The organism is Streptomyces sp. NPDC127100 (assembly GCF_042724095.1).
Taxonomy (GTDB): domain Bacteria; phylum Actinomycetota; class Actinomycetes; order Streptomycetales; family Streptomycetaceae; genus Streptomyces.
On record NZ_JBHXFL010000020.1, the window covers coordinates 67480 to 84490 of the forward strand.

The following is a 17011-nucleotide window of genomic DNA, read 5'->3' on the forward strand; positions in this document are numbered from 1 at the left end:
CCCCCGCCTTCCGGCGGGGGCCCCTTCGTCCGTGCGGGGAGACTACGCGGGCACGCTGGCCACGCCGGTCTCCAGGAACCGCTTGCCGTTCACCCGCTCGGACACGCCCTCACGGTCCAGGTACGGCGTGATGCCGCCCAGGTGGAAGGGCCAGCCGGCGCCGGTGATCAGGCAGAGGTCGATGTCCTGGGCCTCGGCCACGACGCCCTCGTCGAGCATCAGGCCGATCTCCTGCGCCACCGCGTCCAGGACGCGGGCGCGGACCTGCTCCTCCGTCAGGACCGTGTCGCCCTGCTTGAGCAGCGCGGCGACCTCCGGGTCGAGCTCCGGCTTGCCGCTGTCGTAGACGTAGAAGCCGCGCTTGCCCGCCTCGACGACCGCCTTCAGGTTCGGGGAGACCGTGAAGCGCTCGGGGAAGACCCGGTTGAGGGTCTCCGAGACGTGCAGGCCGATCGCCGGGCCGACCAGCTCCAGGAGGACGAGGGGGGACATCGGCAGGCCGAGGGGCTCGACCGCCTTCTCCGCGACCTCGACGGGCGTGCCCTCGTCGATGACGTTCTGGATCTCGCCCATGAAGCGGGTCAGGATGCGGTTCACGACGAACGCCGGGGCGTCCTTGACGAGGACCGCGGTCTTCTTCAGCTTCTTGGCCACCGCGAAGGCGGTCGCCAGCGAGGCGTCGTCGGTCCGCTCGCCGCGGACGATCTCCAGCAGCGGCAGGATCGCGACCGGGTTGAAGAAGTGGAAGCCGACGACCCGCTCCGGGTTCTTCAGCTTCGACGCCATCTCCGACACGGACAGGGACGAGGTGTTGGTCGCGAGGACGGCGTGCGCCGGGGCGACCGCCTCGACCTCCGCGAACACCTTCTGCTTGACGCCCATCTCCTCGAACACGGCCTCGATGATGAAGTCCGCGTCCGCGAAGCCCTCGGCCTTGTCCAGGACGCCGGTCACCAGGCCCTTGAGGCGGTTGGCCTTGTCCTGGTTGACGCGGCCCTTGCCGAGCAGCTTGTCGATCTCGGCGTGGACGTAGCCCACACCCTTGTCGACGCGCTCCTGGTCGATGTCCGTGAGGACGACCGGGACCTCGAGACGGCGCAGGAAGAGCAGGGCGAGCTGCGACGCCATCAGGCCGGCGCCGACCACGCCGACCTTGGTGACCGGTCGGGCCAGCGACTTGTCCGGGGCGCCCGCGGGGCGCTTGCCGCGCTTCTGCACCAGGTTGAAGGCGTAGATGCCGGACCGCAGTTCGCCGCCCATGATGAGGTCGGCCAGGGCCTGGTCCTCGGCGTCGTAACCCTGCTGGAGGTCGCCGTTCTTGGCGGCGGCGATGATGTCCAGGGCGCGGTAGGCGGCCGGGGCGGCGCCGTGCACCTTGCCGTCGGCGATGAACCGGCCGCGCGCGACGGCCTGGTCCCAGGCCTCGCCGCGGTCGATCGCCGGACGCTCGACGACGATCTCGCCCTTGAGGACGGACGCCGTCCAGATCAGCGACTGCTCCAGGAAGTCGGCGCCCTCGAAGAGCGCGTCCGCGATCCCGAGCTCGTAGACCTGCTTGCCCTTGAGCTGCTTGTTCTGGTTCAGGCTGTTCTCGATGATCACCGAGACGGCCTTGTCGGCGCCGATCAGGTTCGGCAGCAGCGTGCAGCCGCCCCAGCCGGGGACCAGACCGAGGAAGACCTCGGGCAGCGAGAACGCCGGGAGCGCCGCCGACACCGTGCGGTACGCGCAGTGCAGGCCGATCTCCACGCCGCCGCCCATGGCCGCGCCGTTGTAGTACGCGAAGGTCGGCACGGCCAGCTTCGACAGCCGCTTGAAGACGTCGTGGCCGCCCTTGCCGATGGCCAGCGCGTCCTCGTGCCGCTTCAGCAGTTCGACGCCCTTGAGGTCGGCGCCGACGGCGAAGATGAACGGCTTGCCGGTGACGCCGACGCCGACGATGTCGCCGTCCGCGGCCTCCTTCTCGACCTGGTCGATCGCGGCGTCGATGTTCGCCAGCGACTGCGGGCCGAGGGTGGTCGGCTTGGTGTGGTCGTGACCGTTGTCCAGGGTGATCAGGGCGAAGCGCCCGGCGCCCAGGGGCAGGTCGAAGTGGCGTACGTGCGCGCTCGTGACGACCTCGCCGGGGAACAGCTCGGCCGCACCCTTCAGCAGCTCTGCGGTGGTGCTCACTTGTCCCCCTCGAAGTGCGGGTTCTCCCAGATGACCGTCGCGCCCATGCCGAAGCCCACGCACATGGTGGTCAGGCCGTAGCGGACGTGCGGCTGCTCCTCGAACTGGCGGGCCAGCTGCGTCATCAGGCGGACGCCGGAGGAGGCGAGCGGGTGGCCGAAGGCGATGGCGCCGCCGTACTGGTTGACGCGCGCGTCGTCGTCGGCGATGCCGTAGTGCTCAAGGAACGCGAGGACCTGGACGGCGAAGGCCTCGTTGATCTCGAACAGGCCGATGTCGGAGATGGACAGACCCGCCTGCGCGAGGGCCTTCTCCGTGGCCGGGATCGGGCCGTAGCCCATGACCTCCGGCTCGACGCCCGCGAAGGCGTACGAGACGAGGCGCATCTTGACCGGCAGGTCGTTCTCGCGGGCGAAGTCCTCGCTCGCGATGAGGGAGGCGGTGGCGCCGTCGTTCAGACCGGCCGCGTTGCCCGCGGTGACCCGGCCGTGGACGCGGAACGGCGTCTTCAGACCCGCCAGGTTCTCCAGGGTGGTGCCCGGGCGCATCGGCTCGTCGGCCGTGACCAGGCCCCAGCCGGTCTCCCCGGCCTCGGGGCTGGTGCGGCGCACCGAGATCGGCACCAGGTCCGCCTGGATCTGGCCGTTGGCGTACGCCTTGGCGGCCTTCTCCTGGGAGCGCACGGCGTACTCGTCGGCGCGCTGCTTGGTGATGCTCGGGTAGCGGTCGTGCAGGTTCTCGGCGGTCATGCCCATGAACAGGGCGGACTCGTCGACCAGCTTCTCGCTGACGAACCGCGGGTTCGGGTCCACGCCCTCGCCCATCGGGTGGCGGCCCATGTGCTCGACACCGCCCGCGATGGCGACGTCGTAGGCGCCGAAGGCGACCGAGCCGGCCACCGTGGTGACGGCGGTCAGGGCGCCCGCGCACATGCGGTCGATCGAGTAGCCCGGGACCGAGGTGGGCAGGCCCGCCAGGATGCCGGCGGTGCGGCCGATGGTCAGACCCTGGTCACCGATCTGCGTGGTCGCGGCGACGGCGACCTCGTCGATCTTCTTGGGGTCGAGACCGGGGTTGCGGCGCAGCAGCTCCCGGATCGCCTTCACGACCAGGTCGTCGGCGCGGGTCTCGTGGTAGATGCCCTTCGGGCCCGCCTTGCCGAACGGGGTGCGGACGCCGTCGACGAAGACGACGTCCCTGACGGTACGAGGCACGATGGCTCTCCTCCAGGGTGCGGGATGGCACTGCACTGCTGCGGCCGCTGAGCGTCCGCTCAGGCCCATGCTACTTATGAGTAACGTAGCTGCCCAGTCCCCCCGGCCCAAGCGGCGAAGGTCACACCCGCTGCCGGCGTGAGATCACCCCTTCGGCGGTGCCGGCACCCGCGGCCCCGCCGTTCCGGCGGCCGGGGCGCGGGGTGCCCGCTCCCCGCGCGTCGAAGGGGCCGCACGCGCGTCAGGCCGGTTCCGCCTCCTGGTTCAGGGCCTTCACCAGGACCGGTGTCACCTGTTCCACCTGCCACGGCCGGGCGCCGTGTCCGGTGAGGGCCGCGGCCACGGAGTCCGGGTCGGCCGGCTTCGGCGGCTCCCAGCAGACCCGGCGCACGGTGTCCGGGGTGATCAGGTTCTCCTGCGGCATGTTCAGTTCCTCGGCCAGCGCCGTCACCCCGGCCCGCGCCGCGGTCAGCCGGGCGGCGGCGGCCGGGTCCTTGTCGGCCCAGGCGCGCGGCGGCGGGGGACCGGTCACCGCCTGGCCCGGCTGCGGCAGCTGCGACTCGGTGAGGGCCTTGGCGCGGTCGACCGCCGCCTGCCACTGCTCCAGCTGCCGGCGGTTCACCCGGCCGAAGCCGCCGAGCGCCCCGAGCGCGTGGGCGTTGGCCGGCAGCGCGAGCGCGGCCTCCACGATGGCCGCGTCCCCGAGCACCTTGCCGGGGGAGACGTCCCGGCGCTGGGCGATCCGGTCCCGGGTCTGCCAGAGCTCCCGGACCACGGCGAGCTGCCGGCGCCGGCGCACCTTGTGCATGCCGGAGGTGCGGCGCCACGGGTCCTTGCGGGGCTCGGCCGGCGGCGCCGAGGCGATCGCGTCGAACTCCTGCCGGGCCCACTCCAGCTTGCCCTGCCGGTCCAGCTCCTTCTCCAGCGCGTCGCGCAGGTCCACGAGGAGCTCGACGTCGAGGGCGGCGTAGCGCAGCCACGGCTCGGGCAGCGGACGCGTCGACCAGTCGACGGCCGAGTGGCCCTTCTCCAGGACGAAGCCCAGCACGTTCTCGACCATCGCGCCGAGGCCGACCCGGGGGAAACCGGCGAGCCGGCCGGCCAGCTCCGTGTCGAACAGCCGGGTGGGGACCATCCCTATCTCCCGCAGGCAGGGCAGGTCCTGGGTGGCCGCGTGCAGCACCCACTCGGCGTCGGAGACCGCGGCGCCCAGCTCCGACAGGTCGGGGCAGGCCACGGGGTCGATGAGCGCGGTGCCCGCGCCCTGGCGGCGCAGCTGCACCAGGTAGGCGCGCTGGCCGTAGCGGTAGCCGGAAGCGCGCTCGGCGTCGACGGCGACGGGGCCGCTGCCGGCGGCGAAGGCGGCGGTCACCTCGGCGAGGGCGTCGGCGTCGGCGATCACCGGCGGTACGCCCTCGCGTGGTTCTAGCAACGGGATCGGCGCCTGACTCGCAGAAGATCCGGCGTCGTCCGGAGGGGCGCCTCCGGTGGTTCGCAGTGAATGGTCTGCTGCGGTTTCGTGGGCGTCGGTCACCGGTCAAGGGTATCGGTGTATGCGCCGAACCCGCCGACGGAACGTTCCGTCGGCGGGCTGCGGGGGGTCGTAAACGAGACAGGTCAGTGAAAGATCGGGCTCATGGGGGAGCGGCGGGGGGAGCTGACGGGGTTCGGGGCGGTCAGTGGATGATGCCGGTCCGCAGGGCCACCGCCACCATCCCGGCGCGGTCGCCCGTGCCGAGCTTGCGGGCGATGCGGGCCAGGTGGCTCTTGACGGTCAGGGCGGACAGGCCCATGGAGACGCCGATCGCCTTGTTCGACTGGCCCTCCGCGACCAGTCGCAGCACCTCGACCTCGCGGCCGGAGAGCTCGCGGTAGCCGCCCGGGTGGCTCGGGGCGCCCGGGGGGCGGCGGTGCAGACGGGCGGCGGCGCCGCCGATGGGAGCGGCACCGGGCCGGGTGGGGAGCCCGATGTTGGTGCGGGTGCCGGTGACGACGTAGCCCTTGACACCGCCGGCGAGGGCGTTGCGGACGGCGCCGATGTCGTCGGCGGCGGACAGGGCGAGCCCGTTGGGCCAGCCGGCCGCGCGGGTCTCGGACAGCAGGGTCAGGCCGGAGCCGTCGGGGAGATGGACGTCTGCGACGCAGATGTCGCGTGGGTTGCCGATGCGGGGACGAGCCTCCGCGACGGACGAGGCCTCGATGACGTCGCGCACACCGAGGGCCCACAGATGGCGGGTGACGGTGGAACGGACGCGCGGGTCGGCCACGACCACCATGGCGGTCGGCTTGTTCGGGCGGTAGGCGACCAGGCTTGCGGGCTGCTCGAGGAGAACGGACACCAGGCCTCCTGGGGTGCGGGACGGGACCGGCTCCTGGGGGACGAAGCCGGGACGAACCGTGCTTTCAAGGTCACAGTCGTCTTCGGCACCGAACCCGTCCGCCTTTAGGGAATGATCACGATCTGGTGAGTAACAATCCGAGCAATTCGGACACGCGGTCGATCATTCGAAGACCGGACGGTTTCAATCTCTGTCGATACGCGGCCGAAAGTGGCCGTATCGACAAAGTGACCGAGGCTTCGGCATGCGTCCACGACGCGATCGGCCGTGCGGGGCGAAGGGGTGACCGGGTGCAGGGGTGCCGGGTGACCGGGTGAAGGGGGGCCGGACGGCTAGCGGGACTGCGGCCCGCGGCGCTGGGGCAGCGTGACGACCGAGGCGTCGCCCGGACCGGCCGGCGGCAGACCCGCGACCTGGGCCAGCAGATCGCACCACGAGGCGAGGTGGGAGGCGGTGTCCGGCGCCCCGCCCGGGCCCTCGCGGGGCGTCCAGGACGCCCGGATCTCGATCTGCGAGGCGGACGGGCGTGCCGACAGCCCGCCGAAGTAGTGCGAGCTCGCCCGGGTGACGGTGCCGCTGGGCTCTCCGTAGGCCAGGCCGCGGGCCTGGAGGGCACCCGTGAGCCAGGACCAGCACACGTCCGGCAGCAGCGGGTCCGCGGCCATCTCCGCCTCCAGCTCGGCGCGCACCAGCGTGACCAGCCGGAAGGTGCCCTGCCAGGCGTCGTGGCCGGCCGGATCGTGCAGCAGCACCAGGCGCCCGTCGGCCAGATCCTCGTCGCCGTCGACGACCGCGGCCTCCAGCGCGTACGCGAACGGCGCGAGGCGCTGCGGCGCACGCGTCGCCTCCACCTCGATCTGGGGCCGCAGCCGCGCGGTCTGGAGCGCGTCGACGGCGGCCGTGAAGGGCGGTGGCGCCGCGCTCCCCGGTTGCCGCCCGCCCTCCTTGGTGCCCTTCGGTTCGTCCATTCCGCCAGCGTCGTCCGACAGTCGTCCCTGAGCCGCAGCCATGCGGGGAAGATTAAGCGGAACGGCGCCCCGGCGCAGGGAGGGACACCCGCGTGCGGGCGCGATGTCCGGATCACGTGGTACGGCGAGGGCGCGCCGGGGCCGTTGTCCGGGCCCGCGCGCCCCGGTCCGGTGCCCGCACCCGAGGGCGGGCACCGCCCGGGGGACGTGCGAGACTTGCCGCTGTGAGTGCCAACCAGAGCCCCGCGGGCAAGCAGCCGACCGCCACGTACGACTCCGCCTTCCTCAGGGCGTGCCGGCGTGAGCCGGTGCCGCACACGCCGGTGTGGTTCATGCGGCAGGCCGGACGCTCACTCCCGGAGTACCGCAAGGTGCGCGAGGGCATCCCGATGCTCGAGTCCTGCATGCGGCCGGAACTGGTCGCCGAGATCACCCTCCAGCCGGTGCGCCGGCACGGCGTGGACGCGGCGATCTACTTCAGCGACATCGTGGTCCCGCTCAAGGCCATCGGCATCGACCTCGACATCAAGCCGGGCGTCGGCCCGGTCGTCGAGAAGCCGGTCCGCACCCGCGAGGACCTGGCCCGGCTGCGCGACCTGACCCCCGAGGACGTCTCCTACGTCACCGAGGCGTACGGCCTGCTCACCCGCGAGCTCGGCGCCACCCCGCTGATCGGCTTCGCGGGCGCCCCGTTCACCCTCGCGAGTTACCTCGTGGAGGGCGGCCCGTCCCGCAACCACGAGCACACCAAGGCGCTCATGTACGGCGACCCGCAGCTGTGGGCCGACCTGCTGGACCGGCTCGCCGACATCACGGCCGCCTTCCTCAAGGTGCAGATCGAGGCGGGCGCGAGCGCCGTCCAGCTCTTCGACTCCTGGGTCGGCGCCCTCGCCCCCGCGGACTACCGCCGCTTCGTGCAGCCCGCCTCCCGCAAGGTCTTCGACGCCGTCGCCGGGTACGGCGTGCCGCGCATCCACTTCGGCGTGGGCACCGGCGAGCTCCTCGGCGACATGGGCGAGGCCGGTGCGGACGTCGTCGGCGTCGACTGGCGCGTCCCGCTGGACGAGGCCGCCCGCCGCGTCGGCCCCGGCAAGGCGCTCCAGGGGAACCTGGACCCCGCCGTCCTCTTCTCCTCGACGCAGGCGGTCGAGGAGAAGACCCAGGAGGTCCTGGACGCGGCGGCGGGCCTGGAGGGCCACGTCTTCAACCTCGGTCACGGCGTCCTGCCGTCCACCGAGCCGGACGCGCTGACCCGGCTCGTGGAGTACGTCCACACCCGCACCGCCCGCTGACCCCTGTGCACCAACCGCGCGGCGCGCGTCCCGGCCCGGAGGGGCCGGCGGCGGGCGCCGCGCGCTTTCCGGTGACGAGAAGCGTTCCGCGCGCCCGGCGCCCGTGGGTCAGGCGGCGAACAGCAGGGCGAAGACCTGGGCGAGGAAGAGACCCCCGTAGAAGCAGACCGGGGTGGGCGAGAACGCCGCCTTCGCCACTCCGGCGCGTTCCCGGCCCGGCTCCACGTCCATCGCGAACGGCTCCACCGTCACCTCCGGACGCCGCACCCGGTCGTACAGGCGCCGGTACAGGCGCTCCCGGTACATGAAGTAGCCGTCGAGGAGCCAGAACGCCAGGACCGGCGCCAGGCTGACCGCCCCGACGGCCCGGTCGTCGGCGCGGACGGCGAACGCGAGCAGCGCGCCCGTGACCGTCAGCGACCAGCCCTTGATCAGGAACGAGTTGTTGCCCATCCGGGCCACGACCATCTGGATCAGCTCGAGATGCTTGATCCGGCCCTCGTCCAGCACCGGACCGTCCCCCGCCGTCATCCGTCCCCCAAGTGGTCGCCCCGTCCGCCCCGGAGCATACCCACCCGTCGCCCACCGGGCCCGCTACCAGCCCGGCCGGGCCCGTCTGCCGAACAGCAGGCCGCGCGGCTCCGGCGGGGGAGGGGTGCCGGGCCGCAGCGGCCAGGCGAGCAGCATGCCCGCCAGGAAGCCGACGACATGGGCCGCGTACGCCACCGTGCCCGCGTCGGAGACGGCGCCGCCGGACGAGTACACCGCCTGGAGGCCGAACCAGAAGCCCAGCACGATCCAGGCCGGCAGGCGCAGCGGCAGGAAGATGAGGAACGGCACGAGGACCCAGACGCGGGCCCTCGGATACAGCACCAGGTAGGCGCCGAGCACCCCGGCGATCGCGCCCGAGGCGCCGATCAGCGGGGCGCGGGAGTCCGCGTCGAGGAGGGCGAAGCCGTAGGTCGCCGCGTAGCCGCAGACGCCGTAGAACAGCAGGTAGCGCACGTGGCCCATGCGGTCCTCGACGTTGTTGCCGAAGATCCACAGGAAGAGCATGTTGCCCAGCAGGTGCAGCCAGCCGCCGTGCAGGAACATCGCCGTCAGGACGCTCAGCTCCGGCGACTTGTCGTAGGACGGCGGGCCGATCACGCACCCCGGCCCCCGCGGGCCCACCCCGGTCTCGCCGGTCGGCACCAGCCGGGGCAGCCGGTGGTGCAGCAGTTCCTGGGGAACCGCCGCGTAGTGGTCCAGGAAGGCCTGGAGGTGGCACATCTGCGCGAGACCGCCCCCGCCCGTCACGGACCCGGTCATGCCGGGGGTGAACAGGAAGACGAGCACGTTCGCGACGATGAGGGCGTACGTCACCCAGGGCGTGCGGCGCGCCGGGTTCACGTCATGGACGGGAATGACCACGGGACACTACTGCCCGCCCGGCGGACGGTGAATCGGCGCGCACCCTGAACGCCCCCGTCCGTGCGCGCGTATCTCCTCCCAACCGCCCGCGGCCCGGGAAAGGCGGGCGCGGGGACGACGTGAGGATCAGGCGATGGACGAACGGGTCACACCGGTTCCGGCGATGCACGCCCTGCCCGACGGCGAGGCCGAGGTCGCCCTCGTGCTCCGCCTGCCCTGGGAGGACGTCGCCCGGCTGGGCCAGGAGGCCGGGCGGCTGGCCGCGCAGAGGCAACGGCCCGTGACACTGGACGAGGCGGTGAGCCACCGGCTGCGCTCCACCCGCGCCGCCGCGCACGCCAGGCCGGCCGGTGAGCAGCCGCCCGCGGTCGGCGCGCCGGCCACGGCCCCGGCCGCCGTGACCGCCCCGGCGTCCGTGTCGTCGCTGCCCCCGCGGCCACCGGCCGAGCAGGCGCGGCAGGCCATCGACCGGATCACCGGCACCGCGTAGCCGCCTCAGCGGTGCTGCTCCACCGCCCTCGCCGTCTTGCGGGCCGCCACCAGCACGGGGTCCCACACCGGGGAGAACGGCGGCGCGTACCCCAGGTCCAGGGCGGTCATCCGTTCCACCGTCATCCCGGCCGTGAGGGCCACCGCGGCGATGTCGACCCGCTTGCCCGCGCCCTCACGGCCGACGATCTGCACACCCAGCAGCCGGCCGGTGCGCCGCTCGGCGAGCATCTTCACCGTCATGGGGGAGGCGCCCGGGTAGTACCCGGCGCGGCTGGTGGACTCCACGGTGGCCGACACGAACCGCAGCCCCACCCGCAGCGCGTCCTTCTCGCGCAGTCCCGTCCGCGCGATCTCCAGGTCGCAGACCTTGCTGACCGCCGTGCCGACCACGCCGGGGAAGGTGGCGTAACCGCCGCCCGCGTTGGTGCCGATGACCTGCCCGTGCTTGTTGGCGTGCGTGCCGAGCGGAATGTGCCGCTCCTGCCCGGAGACCAGGTCGAGGACCTCCACGCAGTCGCCGCCCGCCCAGATGTTCCCCTGCCCGCGCACGCGCATCGCCAGGTCGGTCAGCAGCCCGCCGTGGGCGCCGAGCGGCAGACCGGCCCGGGCGGCGAGCGCGGTCTCGGGGCGCACGCCGATGCCGAGCACCACCACGTCCGCCGGGTACTCGGCGTCCTCGGTGGCCACCGCGCGGACCCGGCCGTCGTCCCCCGTCAGCAGCTTGGTGACCTCGGCGTCGTTCACCATGGTGATGCCGAGGCCCGTCATGGCCTCGTGCACCATCCGGCCCATGTCCGGGTCGAGCGTGGACATCGGCTCCCGGCCGCGGTTGAGGACCGTCACCTCGTAGCCGCGGTTGATGAGCGCCTCGGCCATCTCCACGCCGATGTACCCGGCCCCGACGACCACCGCGTGCCGTCCCCGGGTGCCGCCGAGCGTGTCCAGCAGCGCCTGGCCGTCGTCCAGGGTCTGCACCCCGTGCACGCTGGGCGCGTCGGCCCCCGGCATGTCGGGCCGGATCGGACGGGCGCCGGTCGCGATCACGAGCTTGTCGTACGGCGTCCAGGTCTCCGTGCCCGAATCGACGTCACGCGCGCGCACCCGCCCGCCGTCCACGTCGATCTCCGTCACCTCGGTGCGCATCCGGAGGTCGATGTCGCGCGACCGGTGCTCCTCGGGCGTACGGGCGATGAGACGGTCCCGTTCGGGGACGTCCCCGCCGACCCAGTACGGGATGCCGCACGCCGAGTACGAGCTGAAGTGGCCGCGTTCGAACGCCACGATCTCCAGCTCGTCCGGGCCCTTCAACCGGCGCGCCTGGGACGCCGCGGACATCCCCGCGGCGTCCCCGCCGATCACGACCAGCCGCTCCCGCGCCCGCCGCCCACCGCTCGCACTGCTCATGCTCATGCGAACACGCTACGCGGGCGCGGCACTTCAGTCCCGCTCGCCCGTCCCCCCGGCGGGCCTGTTCCCCGGCACCGGCGGGGCCGTCGGCAGCGGTCCGACCGCCGTCGTCACCGGCGGGACCGCGGAACGGCGCGGCAGCCGGGGCCGCACCACCCGCAGCCACAGCAGGACGAGCAGCACCGCCACCGCGGCGAACGGCAGGACGGCGCCGAACACCACGGCCACCCAGCGCAGCATCGCCACGAACGCGTCCCAGCCGCCCGCCAGCGCGTCCGTGAACCCCGGATCGTCGTCCTCGGCGGCCTCCTCCTTCGGCGGCGTCTCGGACAGCGAGAGGGTGACGGTGGCCAGGCTGGTGCGGTCCTTCAGGGACGCCTGCCGGGCGAGCAGCGCCTCCAGCTCGGCCTGACGGGAGCTCAGCTCGCCCTCCAGCGTCACCACGTCGCTCAGTCGGGTGGCGCGGTCCATCAGCTCGCGCACCCGCGCCACGCTGGCGCGCTGGGACGCGATGCGGCTCTCCACGTCGACGACCTGGTCGGTGACGTCCTCCGCCTTCGCGTCGCGCTCCAGGAGCTTGCCGGCGCCCTCCAGTTCGGACAGGACGTCCTGGTAGGCGTCGACGGGTACGCGCAGGACGAGCCGGGTGTGCTCGTGGCCGTCCGCGTCCCGGCCGGTGCTCTCGTCGCCGACGTAGCCGCCCGCCTTCTCGGCCGTGGCGCGCGCCCCCTCGAGCGCCTTGGGAACGTCCTCGACCTGGACCGTCAGGGAGGCGGTGCGGATGATGTGGTTCGCGGCGGCGGCCTTCGGCGCCTCCTTCGCCGCGGCGGGCGCCCCGGAGCGGTCCGTGTCCGCCGCGCCCGCCGCGCCCCGCGCCTCGTCGGCCGGGGCGGCCGCCTTGGCGTCGCTCGCGCTGCCGGAGTCGTCGCCGGCACCGCATCCGGTGAGGGCGAGGGCCGCGGCCAGCAGGACGGCGGCCGGAACGGCTCGCAGGGAAGGTGGTGTACGCACAGGGCCCCCCGGGGTCGGTGTGGATCGTTGTTCCTAGGACGTCGCAGGCGGAGCGGACGACGGCGCGGAACGGTCCCGAAGAGGTCACGGTCCGGACTCGCGGGCGGGCGTCCCGGCCCCCGGCCTGGCGGTCGCCCGGCCGGCCGGGTCTGAGAGGCTGGGGGCATGTGCGCAAGCGAGATCCCGGCGGGCACGGCACCCGCGGACACGGGGCACGTCGTCGTGATCGGGGCCGGCATCGCCGGACTGGCCGCCGCCCACCGGCTGCTGGAGCGCGGGGTCCGGGTGACCGTGCTGGAGGCCTCGGACCGCGTCGGCGGCAAGCTGCTGCCCGGGGAGATCGCCGGAGTACGCGTCGACCTCGGCGCCGAGTCGATGCTGGCCCGCCGCCCCGAGGCCGTCGGCCTGGCCCGCGCGGCCGGTCTCGCCGACCGCCTCCAGCCGCCGGCCACCGCGTCGGCCTCCCTGTGGACCCGCGGCGCCCTGCGCCCCATGCCCAAGGGCCACGTCATGGGCGTCCCCGGCACCGCCGCCGCCCTGTCCGGTGTGCTGTCGCCGGAGGGCCTCGCCCGCATCGGGCGCGACGCCGACCTGCCCCGCACCGAGGTCGGCGACGACGTGGCGGTGGGCGAGTACGTGGCGGCGCGCCTGGGCCGCGAGGTCGTCGACCGGCTCGTCGAGCCGCTGCTGGGCGGGGTCTACGCGGGCGACGCGTACCGCATCTCGCTGCGCTCGGCCGTGCCCCAGCTCTTCGAGGCCGCCCGCACCCACACCTCCCTGACCGAGGCGGTGCGCGCCCTCCAGGGCCGCACGGCCACCTCCCCGGCGAGCGGCCCGGTGTTCATGGGCATCGCCGGCGGCATCGGCACCCTCCCGCTCGCGGTCGCGGAGTCGGTGCGCGCACGGGGCGGCGAGATCGTCACCGGGGCGCCCGTGACGGAGCTGCGGCGCACCGCCCCGGACGGCTGGCGGATCGTCGCCGGCGACCGGGTGCTGCACGCCGGCGCGGTCGTCGTCGCCGTACCCGCCCGCCCCGCCGCCGAGCTGCTGCGCGCCGAGGCTCCCGCCGCCGCGGCCGAGCTGTCCGCGGTGGAGTACGCCTCCATGGCCCTGATCACCCTCGCCTACCGCCGCGCCGACGCCGCCGTGCTCCCGGAGGGCAGCGGCTTCCTCGTGCCGCCGGTCGACGGGCGCACCATCAAGGCGTCCACCTTCGCCTCCCGCAAGTGGGGCTGGATCGACGACGAGGACCCGGACGTGGTGGTCCTGCGCACCTCCGTCGGCCGGTACGGCGAGACGGAGATCCTCGGCCGCGACGACGACGGGCTCGTCGCCGTGTCCCGGCACGACCTGAAGGAGGCCACCGGCCTGGCCGCCGCGCCGGTCGCCACGCGCGTCACCCGCTGGCATGACGGCCTGCCCCAGTACCCCGTCGGCCACCACGCCCGCGTGGCCCGGATCCGCGGCCACGTCGCGCAGGTCCCGGGCCTCGCCGTGTGCGGCGCGGCCTACGACGGCGTCGGCATCCCGGCGAGCATCGCGAGCGCCTACGCGGCCGCCGACCAGCTCCGGGGCGACCTGCGGGGTGTGGAGGAGCTCACGGCCCACCCGGTGCAGAGCCTGCACGGCGGAGCGGGAGAATAGGACCATGAGTGACGACGCCTCCACCCCCGCCGCCGAGCGGATCCCCAACAAGGGCAAGCTGGCCAAGGACCTCAACGAGGTCATCCGCTACACCCTCTGGTCCGTCTTCAAGCTCAAGGACACCCTCCCCGAGGACCGTGCCGGGTACGCCGACGAGGTCCAGGAGCTGTTCGACCAGCTCGCCGCCAAGGACGTGACGATCCGCGGCACCTACGACCTGTCAGGTCTGCGTGCCGACGCCGACCTGATGATCTGGTGGCACGCGGAGACCGCCGACCAGCTCCAGGAGGCGTACAACCTCTTCCGCCGCACGAAGCTCGGCCGCGCGCTGGAGCCGGTCTGGTCGAACATGGCGCTGCACCGCCCCGCCGAGTTCAACCGCTCGCACATCCCGGCCTTCCTGGCCGACGAGACGCCGCGGAACTACATCAGCGTCTACCCGTTCGTGCGCTCCTACGACTGGTACCTGCTGCCCGACGAGGACCGCCGCCGCATGCTCGCCGACCACGGCAAGATGGCCCGCGGCTACCCGGACGTGCGGGCCAACACGGTCGCCTCCTTCTCGCTGGGCGACTACGAGTGGATCCTCGCCTTCGAGGCCGACGAACTGCACCGCATCGTCGACCTCATGCGTCACCTGCGCGGCTCCGAGGCCCGCATGCACGTCCGCGAGGAGATCCCGTTCTACACGGGCCGCCGCAAGGACGTCGCGGAGCTGGTGGCCGGGCTGGCCTGACCGGTCGGTGCGGCCGGAGGGCCGGTACGGCGGGCCGCTGCGCGCCGTACCGGCCCTCCGGCTCAGCCCCGCGGCTCCGGGTGCTCCCGGAGGTACTCCTCCCGGTGCGCGAAGGCCGCCCGCAGGTCCGGCTCGCCGATGGCGTGGACGCCGCGTACGGCGACGGACGTGAGGTACCCGCGTTCGTCCGTCGCGCCGTCGGCCTCCCGGGCGAGCGTGCCGAGCAGCCGCTGGCCGGCCGGGGAGGCCCAGCGCGAGTACGGGTGGACCTCCATCCGCGCGATCGCCAGGGAACTCAGGGTCAGGACCAGCGGCAGCGCGAACCACAGGGCGATCAGGTGGCGCGGCAGGTCCGAGGGGACGGGCAGCGCCAGCGCGGCGGCGCCCAGCGCGCACACGGTCAGTGCGGCGAGCCGTACCCGCCGGACCCCGGCCGCAATGCTGCGGGCGCCGTCCGGCACGGCGAGGCCCGCGCCGACCAGCCGGTCCGCCAGGCCCCGTACCGCGTCCGCGGTGGCGGCGGCCGCCCGCACCGGCGCTATCCGGGACTGCCCCTGCGGCCCTATGGCCCCGAGGACCGACCGCTCCATCTCGTCCCGGCCGCGCGGGTCGACGACCGTCGCCCAGCCGGTGTGGGCGAGCAGCAGGCGACGCTGGCGCGCCATGGACACCAGCGTCAGTTCGGCGACCCGCCGGGGGCCGCCGGACAGGAACGCCGCCTCGTACAGCGTCAGCGCGTGCGCGTCACCGCCCGCGGTCCCGGTGTCGGTGGCCGCCGCGCGGACGGCGGCCAGGCACAGCCGCGTGCACGCCAGGCCGGCGACGATCCAGGCCGGCAGCAGGAGAAGGACCCAGAGCATGCCGTACTTCTATGCCAAAGTCCTACGCCGGCGCCATGCCCTTTTCACATTCCGGGACGCCAAGTCGCAGGTGAGTGACGTTGCGCTGCCCGATCGGCCGTGGTCCGCTCAGCGGCGCAGCAGCACCCGCCGGGTCGCGCGGGCCCACCGGGCCCCGGCCCGCCGCGGTCGCGGCGCCGGCCCCGACCGGTCCAGCCACCACTCCCGCAACTCCCGCCGCGCGTGGGCGTCCTGAGGCCGGCCGTCCCCCAGGAGCCGTCCGGCGAACTCGAGCGCGTCCCGCCGGTACCCGCCGGTCATCGGATGCCCCTGGGCGTACGACAGGAAGAGGGGCCGGTACGACGCGCCGAGGATCACCGGCAGTTCCGGCGCGACCTTCGCGACGACGTCCGCCCGCTTCCCGGCCAGCGCCCGCGCCTGCACGCCGAGCCGCACCCGGTCGAACCCCTCGGGCACGGGAGTGCCGGCGACCAGCGCGGACAGCAACGCGGCCTGGGCGAGGGCGAGACGCTGCCGGACGGAGCCGGGGACGGCCGGCTCCGCCTCGGCCCGCGACGCGGAAGGCGCGCCGGTGGGCACCGGGCCGGGCGCCTCCGCCCGGCCCTTGTCCACCGCCGACCGGATCGCCTCGACCTCGCCCCGCAGCTCGGCCTCCCCGGGGAAGTTCTCGTCGCGCTCCAGCAGCACTCCCGGCGGCGCCACGCGTGAGGCGAGGTCGGTCAGGATGTCGAGCACCGGCCGCGGCACGGGGTGGGCGTGGCTGTCGTGCCAGACGCCGTCGCGCTCGAAGCCGCCCGCGACATGGACGTAGGCGATGGCCTCCAGCGGCAGTTCGCGCAGCGCCTCGGCCGGGTCCTCACCCCGGTTGACGTGGTTGGTGTACAGGTTCGCCACGTCGACGAGCAGCCGTACCCCGGTCCGGTCGGCCAGCTCGTAGAGGAACTGTCCCTCCGTCATCTCCTCGCCCGGCCAGGAGATCAGCGCGGCGATGTTCTCGACGGCGAGCGGGACCGGCAGTGCGTCCTGGGCGACGCGTACGTTCTCGCACAGCACATCGAGGGCGTCGCGGGTGCGGGGCACCGGCAGCAGGTGCCCCGCCTCCAGGAGCGGGGAGGCGGACAGCGGACCGCCGGCCCGGACGAACGCGATGTGCTCGGTGACCAGCGGGGAGCCCAGCACCTCCGCCCGTTCGGCCAGCGCCGCCAGCCTGCCCGGCTCGGGCCGCTCGGCGCCCCCGAGGCCGAGCGAGACGCCGTGCGGCACGACGGTGACGCCCCGCTCGCGCAGCCGCAGCAGGGATTCCGGCAGGTGGCCGGGGCACAGGTTCTCGGCCACGGCCTCGACCCAGTCGATGCCCGGCATGCGCTCCACGACGTCCGCGATCTCCGGCCGCCATCCGATGCCGGTCCCCAGTCGCTCCATGGTCCGTTCCTCCCCCTCGGTTCGACGGGGATATGGCCCGG

The 17011-nt window shown here is 73.9% G+C and carries 15 protein-coding genes; 4 read left to right on the forward strand and 11 right to left on the reverse strand.

The window, feature by feature from the left end; genetic code table 11:
* Window positions 1-42: 42 nt before the first annotated feature.
* The 5 genes from ACFWJB_RS19635 to ACFWJB_RS19655 all read right to left on the reverse strand — a co-directional run bounded on the left by ACFWJB_RS19635 (window position 43) and on the right by ACFWJB_RS19655 (window position 6735).
* Window positions 43-2172 (reverse strand): 3-hydroxyacyl-CoA dehydrogenase NAD-binding domain-containing protein, encoded by a 2130-nt coding sequence (locus tag ACFWJB_RS19635; protein ID WP_385463602.1) that lies wholly within the window; start codon window positions 2170-2172, stop codon window positions 43-45.
* Window positions 2169-3386 carry a thiolase family protein gene (locus ACFWJB_RS19640; RefSeq protein ID WP_385463605.1) on the reverse strand — a complete coding sequence of 406 codons (1218 nt, stop codon included), beginning with the start codon at window positions 3384-3386 and terminating at the stop codon, window positions 2169-2171. The genes ACFWJB_RS19635 and ACFWJB_RS19640 overlap by 4 nt, the downstream gene beginning before the upstream one ends.
* A 241-nt stretch (window positions 3387-3627) precedes the next feature.
* Entirely contained in the window at window positions 3628-4920 is a 1293-nt protein-coding gene (locus ACFWJB_RS19645; RefSeq protein WP_385463608.1) for a ribonuclease D, read from the reverse strand.
* A 142-nt stretch (window positions 4921-5062) separates the two neighbouring features.
* Entirely contained in the window at window positions 5063-5725 is a 663-nt protein-coding gene (locus tag ACFWJB_RS19650) for a response regulator transcription factor (RefSeq protein WP_077797935.1), read from the reverse strand.
* A gap of 332 nt (window positions 5726-6057) precedes the next feature.
* Window positions 6058-6735: a DUF3000 domain-containing protein gene (locus ACFWJB_RS19655; RefSeq protein WP_385463611.1), complete on the reverse strand. Its 678-nt coding sequence runs from the start codon at window positions 6733-6735 to the stop codon at window positions 6058-6060.
* A 182-nt stretch (window positions 6736-6917) separates the two neighbouring features.
* Between ACFWJB_RS19655 and hemE the strand changes: the two genes are divergently transcribed.
* Window positions 6918-7985 (forward strand): uroporphyrinogen decarboxylase, encoded by a 1068-nt coding sequence (gene hemE / locus ACFWJB_RS19660; RefSeq protein WP_386923632.1) that lies wholly within the window; start codon window positions 6918-6920, stop codon window positions 7983-7985.
* Window positions 7986-8093: 108 nt separating this feature from the next.
* Here hemE and ACFWJB_RS19665 read toward each other — a convergent pair whose 3' ends face one another.
* Together ACFWJB_RS19665 and ACFWJB_RS19670 are read right to left on the reverse strand one after the other, a co-directional pair.
* Window positions 8094-8516, reverse strand: a complete 423-nt coding sequence (locus ACFWJB_RS19665; protein WP_385463617.1) for a hypothetical protein — start codon at window positions 8514-8516, stop codon at window positions 8094-8096.
* A gap of 63 nt (window positions 8517-8579) precedes the next feature.
* Window positions 8580-9398, reverse strand: a complete 819-nt coding sequence (locus tag ACFWJB_RS19670) for a rhomboid family intramembrane serine protease (RefSeq protein ID WP_385463620.1) — start codon at window positions 9396-9398, stop codon at window positions 8580-8582.
* 133 nt (window positions 9399-9531) lie between these two features.
* On the opposite strand from ACFWJB_RS19670, the gene ACFWJB_RS19675 reads away from it, so the two are divergent.
* Complete coding sequence (locus tag ACFWJB_RS19675; RefSeq protein WP_385463623.1) at window positions 9532-9888, forward strand: hypothetical protein; 357 nt, start codon at window positions 9532-9534, stop codon at window positions 9886-9888.
* 5 nt (window positions 9889-9893) lie between these two features.
* Here ACFWJB_RS19675 and ACFWJB_RS19680 read toward each other — a convergent pair whose 3' ends face one another.
* Complete coding sequence (locus ACFWJB_RS19680; RefSeq protein WP_386923678.1) at window positions 9894-11294, reverse strand: FAD-dependent oxidoreductase; 1401 nt, start codon at window positions 11292-11294, stop codon at window positions 9894-9896.
* Window positions 11295-11327: 33 nt separating this feature from the next.
* Window positions 11328-12308, reverse strand: a complete 981-nt coding sequence (locus ACFWJB_RS19685) for a DUF4349 domain-containing protein (RefSeq protein ID WP_385463625.1) — start codon at window positions 12306-12308, stop codon at window positions 11328-11330.
* A 165-nt stretch (window positions 12309-12473) separates the two neighbouring features.
* Here ACFWJB_RS19685 and hemG point away from each other — a divergent pair, with 165 nt between their 5' ends.
* Both hemG and hemQ read left to right on the forward strand, forming a co-directional pair.
* Window positions 12474-13952, forward strand: a complete 1479-nt coding sequence (gene hemG / locus ACFWJB_RS19690) for a protoporphyrinogen oxidase (protein ID WP_386923635.1) — start codon at window positions 12474-12476, stop codon at window positions 13950-13952.
* A gap of 4 nt (window positions 13953-13956) precedes the next feature.
* Entirely contained in the window at window positions 13957-14688 is a 732-nt protein-coding gene (hemQ, locus tag ACFWJB_RS19695) for a hydrogen peroxide-dependent heme synthase (protein WP_385463630.1), read from the forward strand.
* Window positions 14689-14750: 62 nt separating this feature from the next.
* Here the strand turns inward: hemQ and ACFWJB_RS19700 are convergent, their stop codons facing one another.
* Window positions 14751-15548 carry a TIGR04222 domain-containing membrane protein gene (locus ACFWJB_RS19700; RefSeq protein ID WP_385463632.1) on the reverse strand — a complete coding sequence of 266 codons (798 nt, stop codon included), beginning with the start codon at window positions 15546-15548 and terminating at the stop codon, window positions 14751-14753.
* Window positions 15549-15656: 108 nt separating this feature from the next.
* On the reverse strand, window positions 15657-16970 hold the full coding sequence (locus ACFWJB_RS19705; RefSeq protein WP_386923638.1) for a DUF692 domain-containing protein: 1314 nt from the start codon (window positions 16968-16970) through the stop codon (window positions 15657-15659).
* Between the last annotated feature and the right edge of the window lie 41 nt (window positions 16971-17011).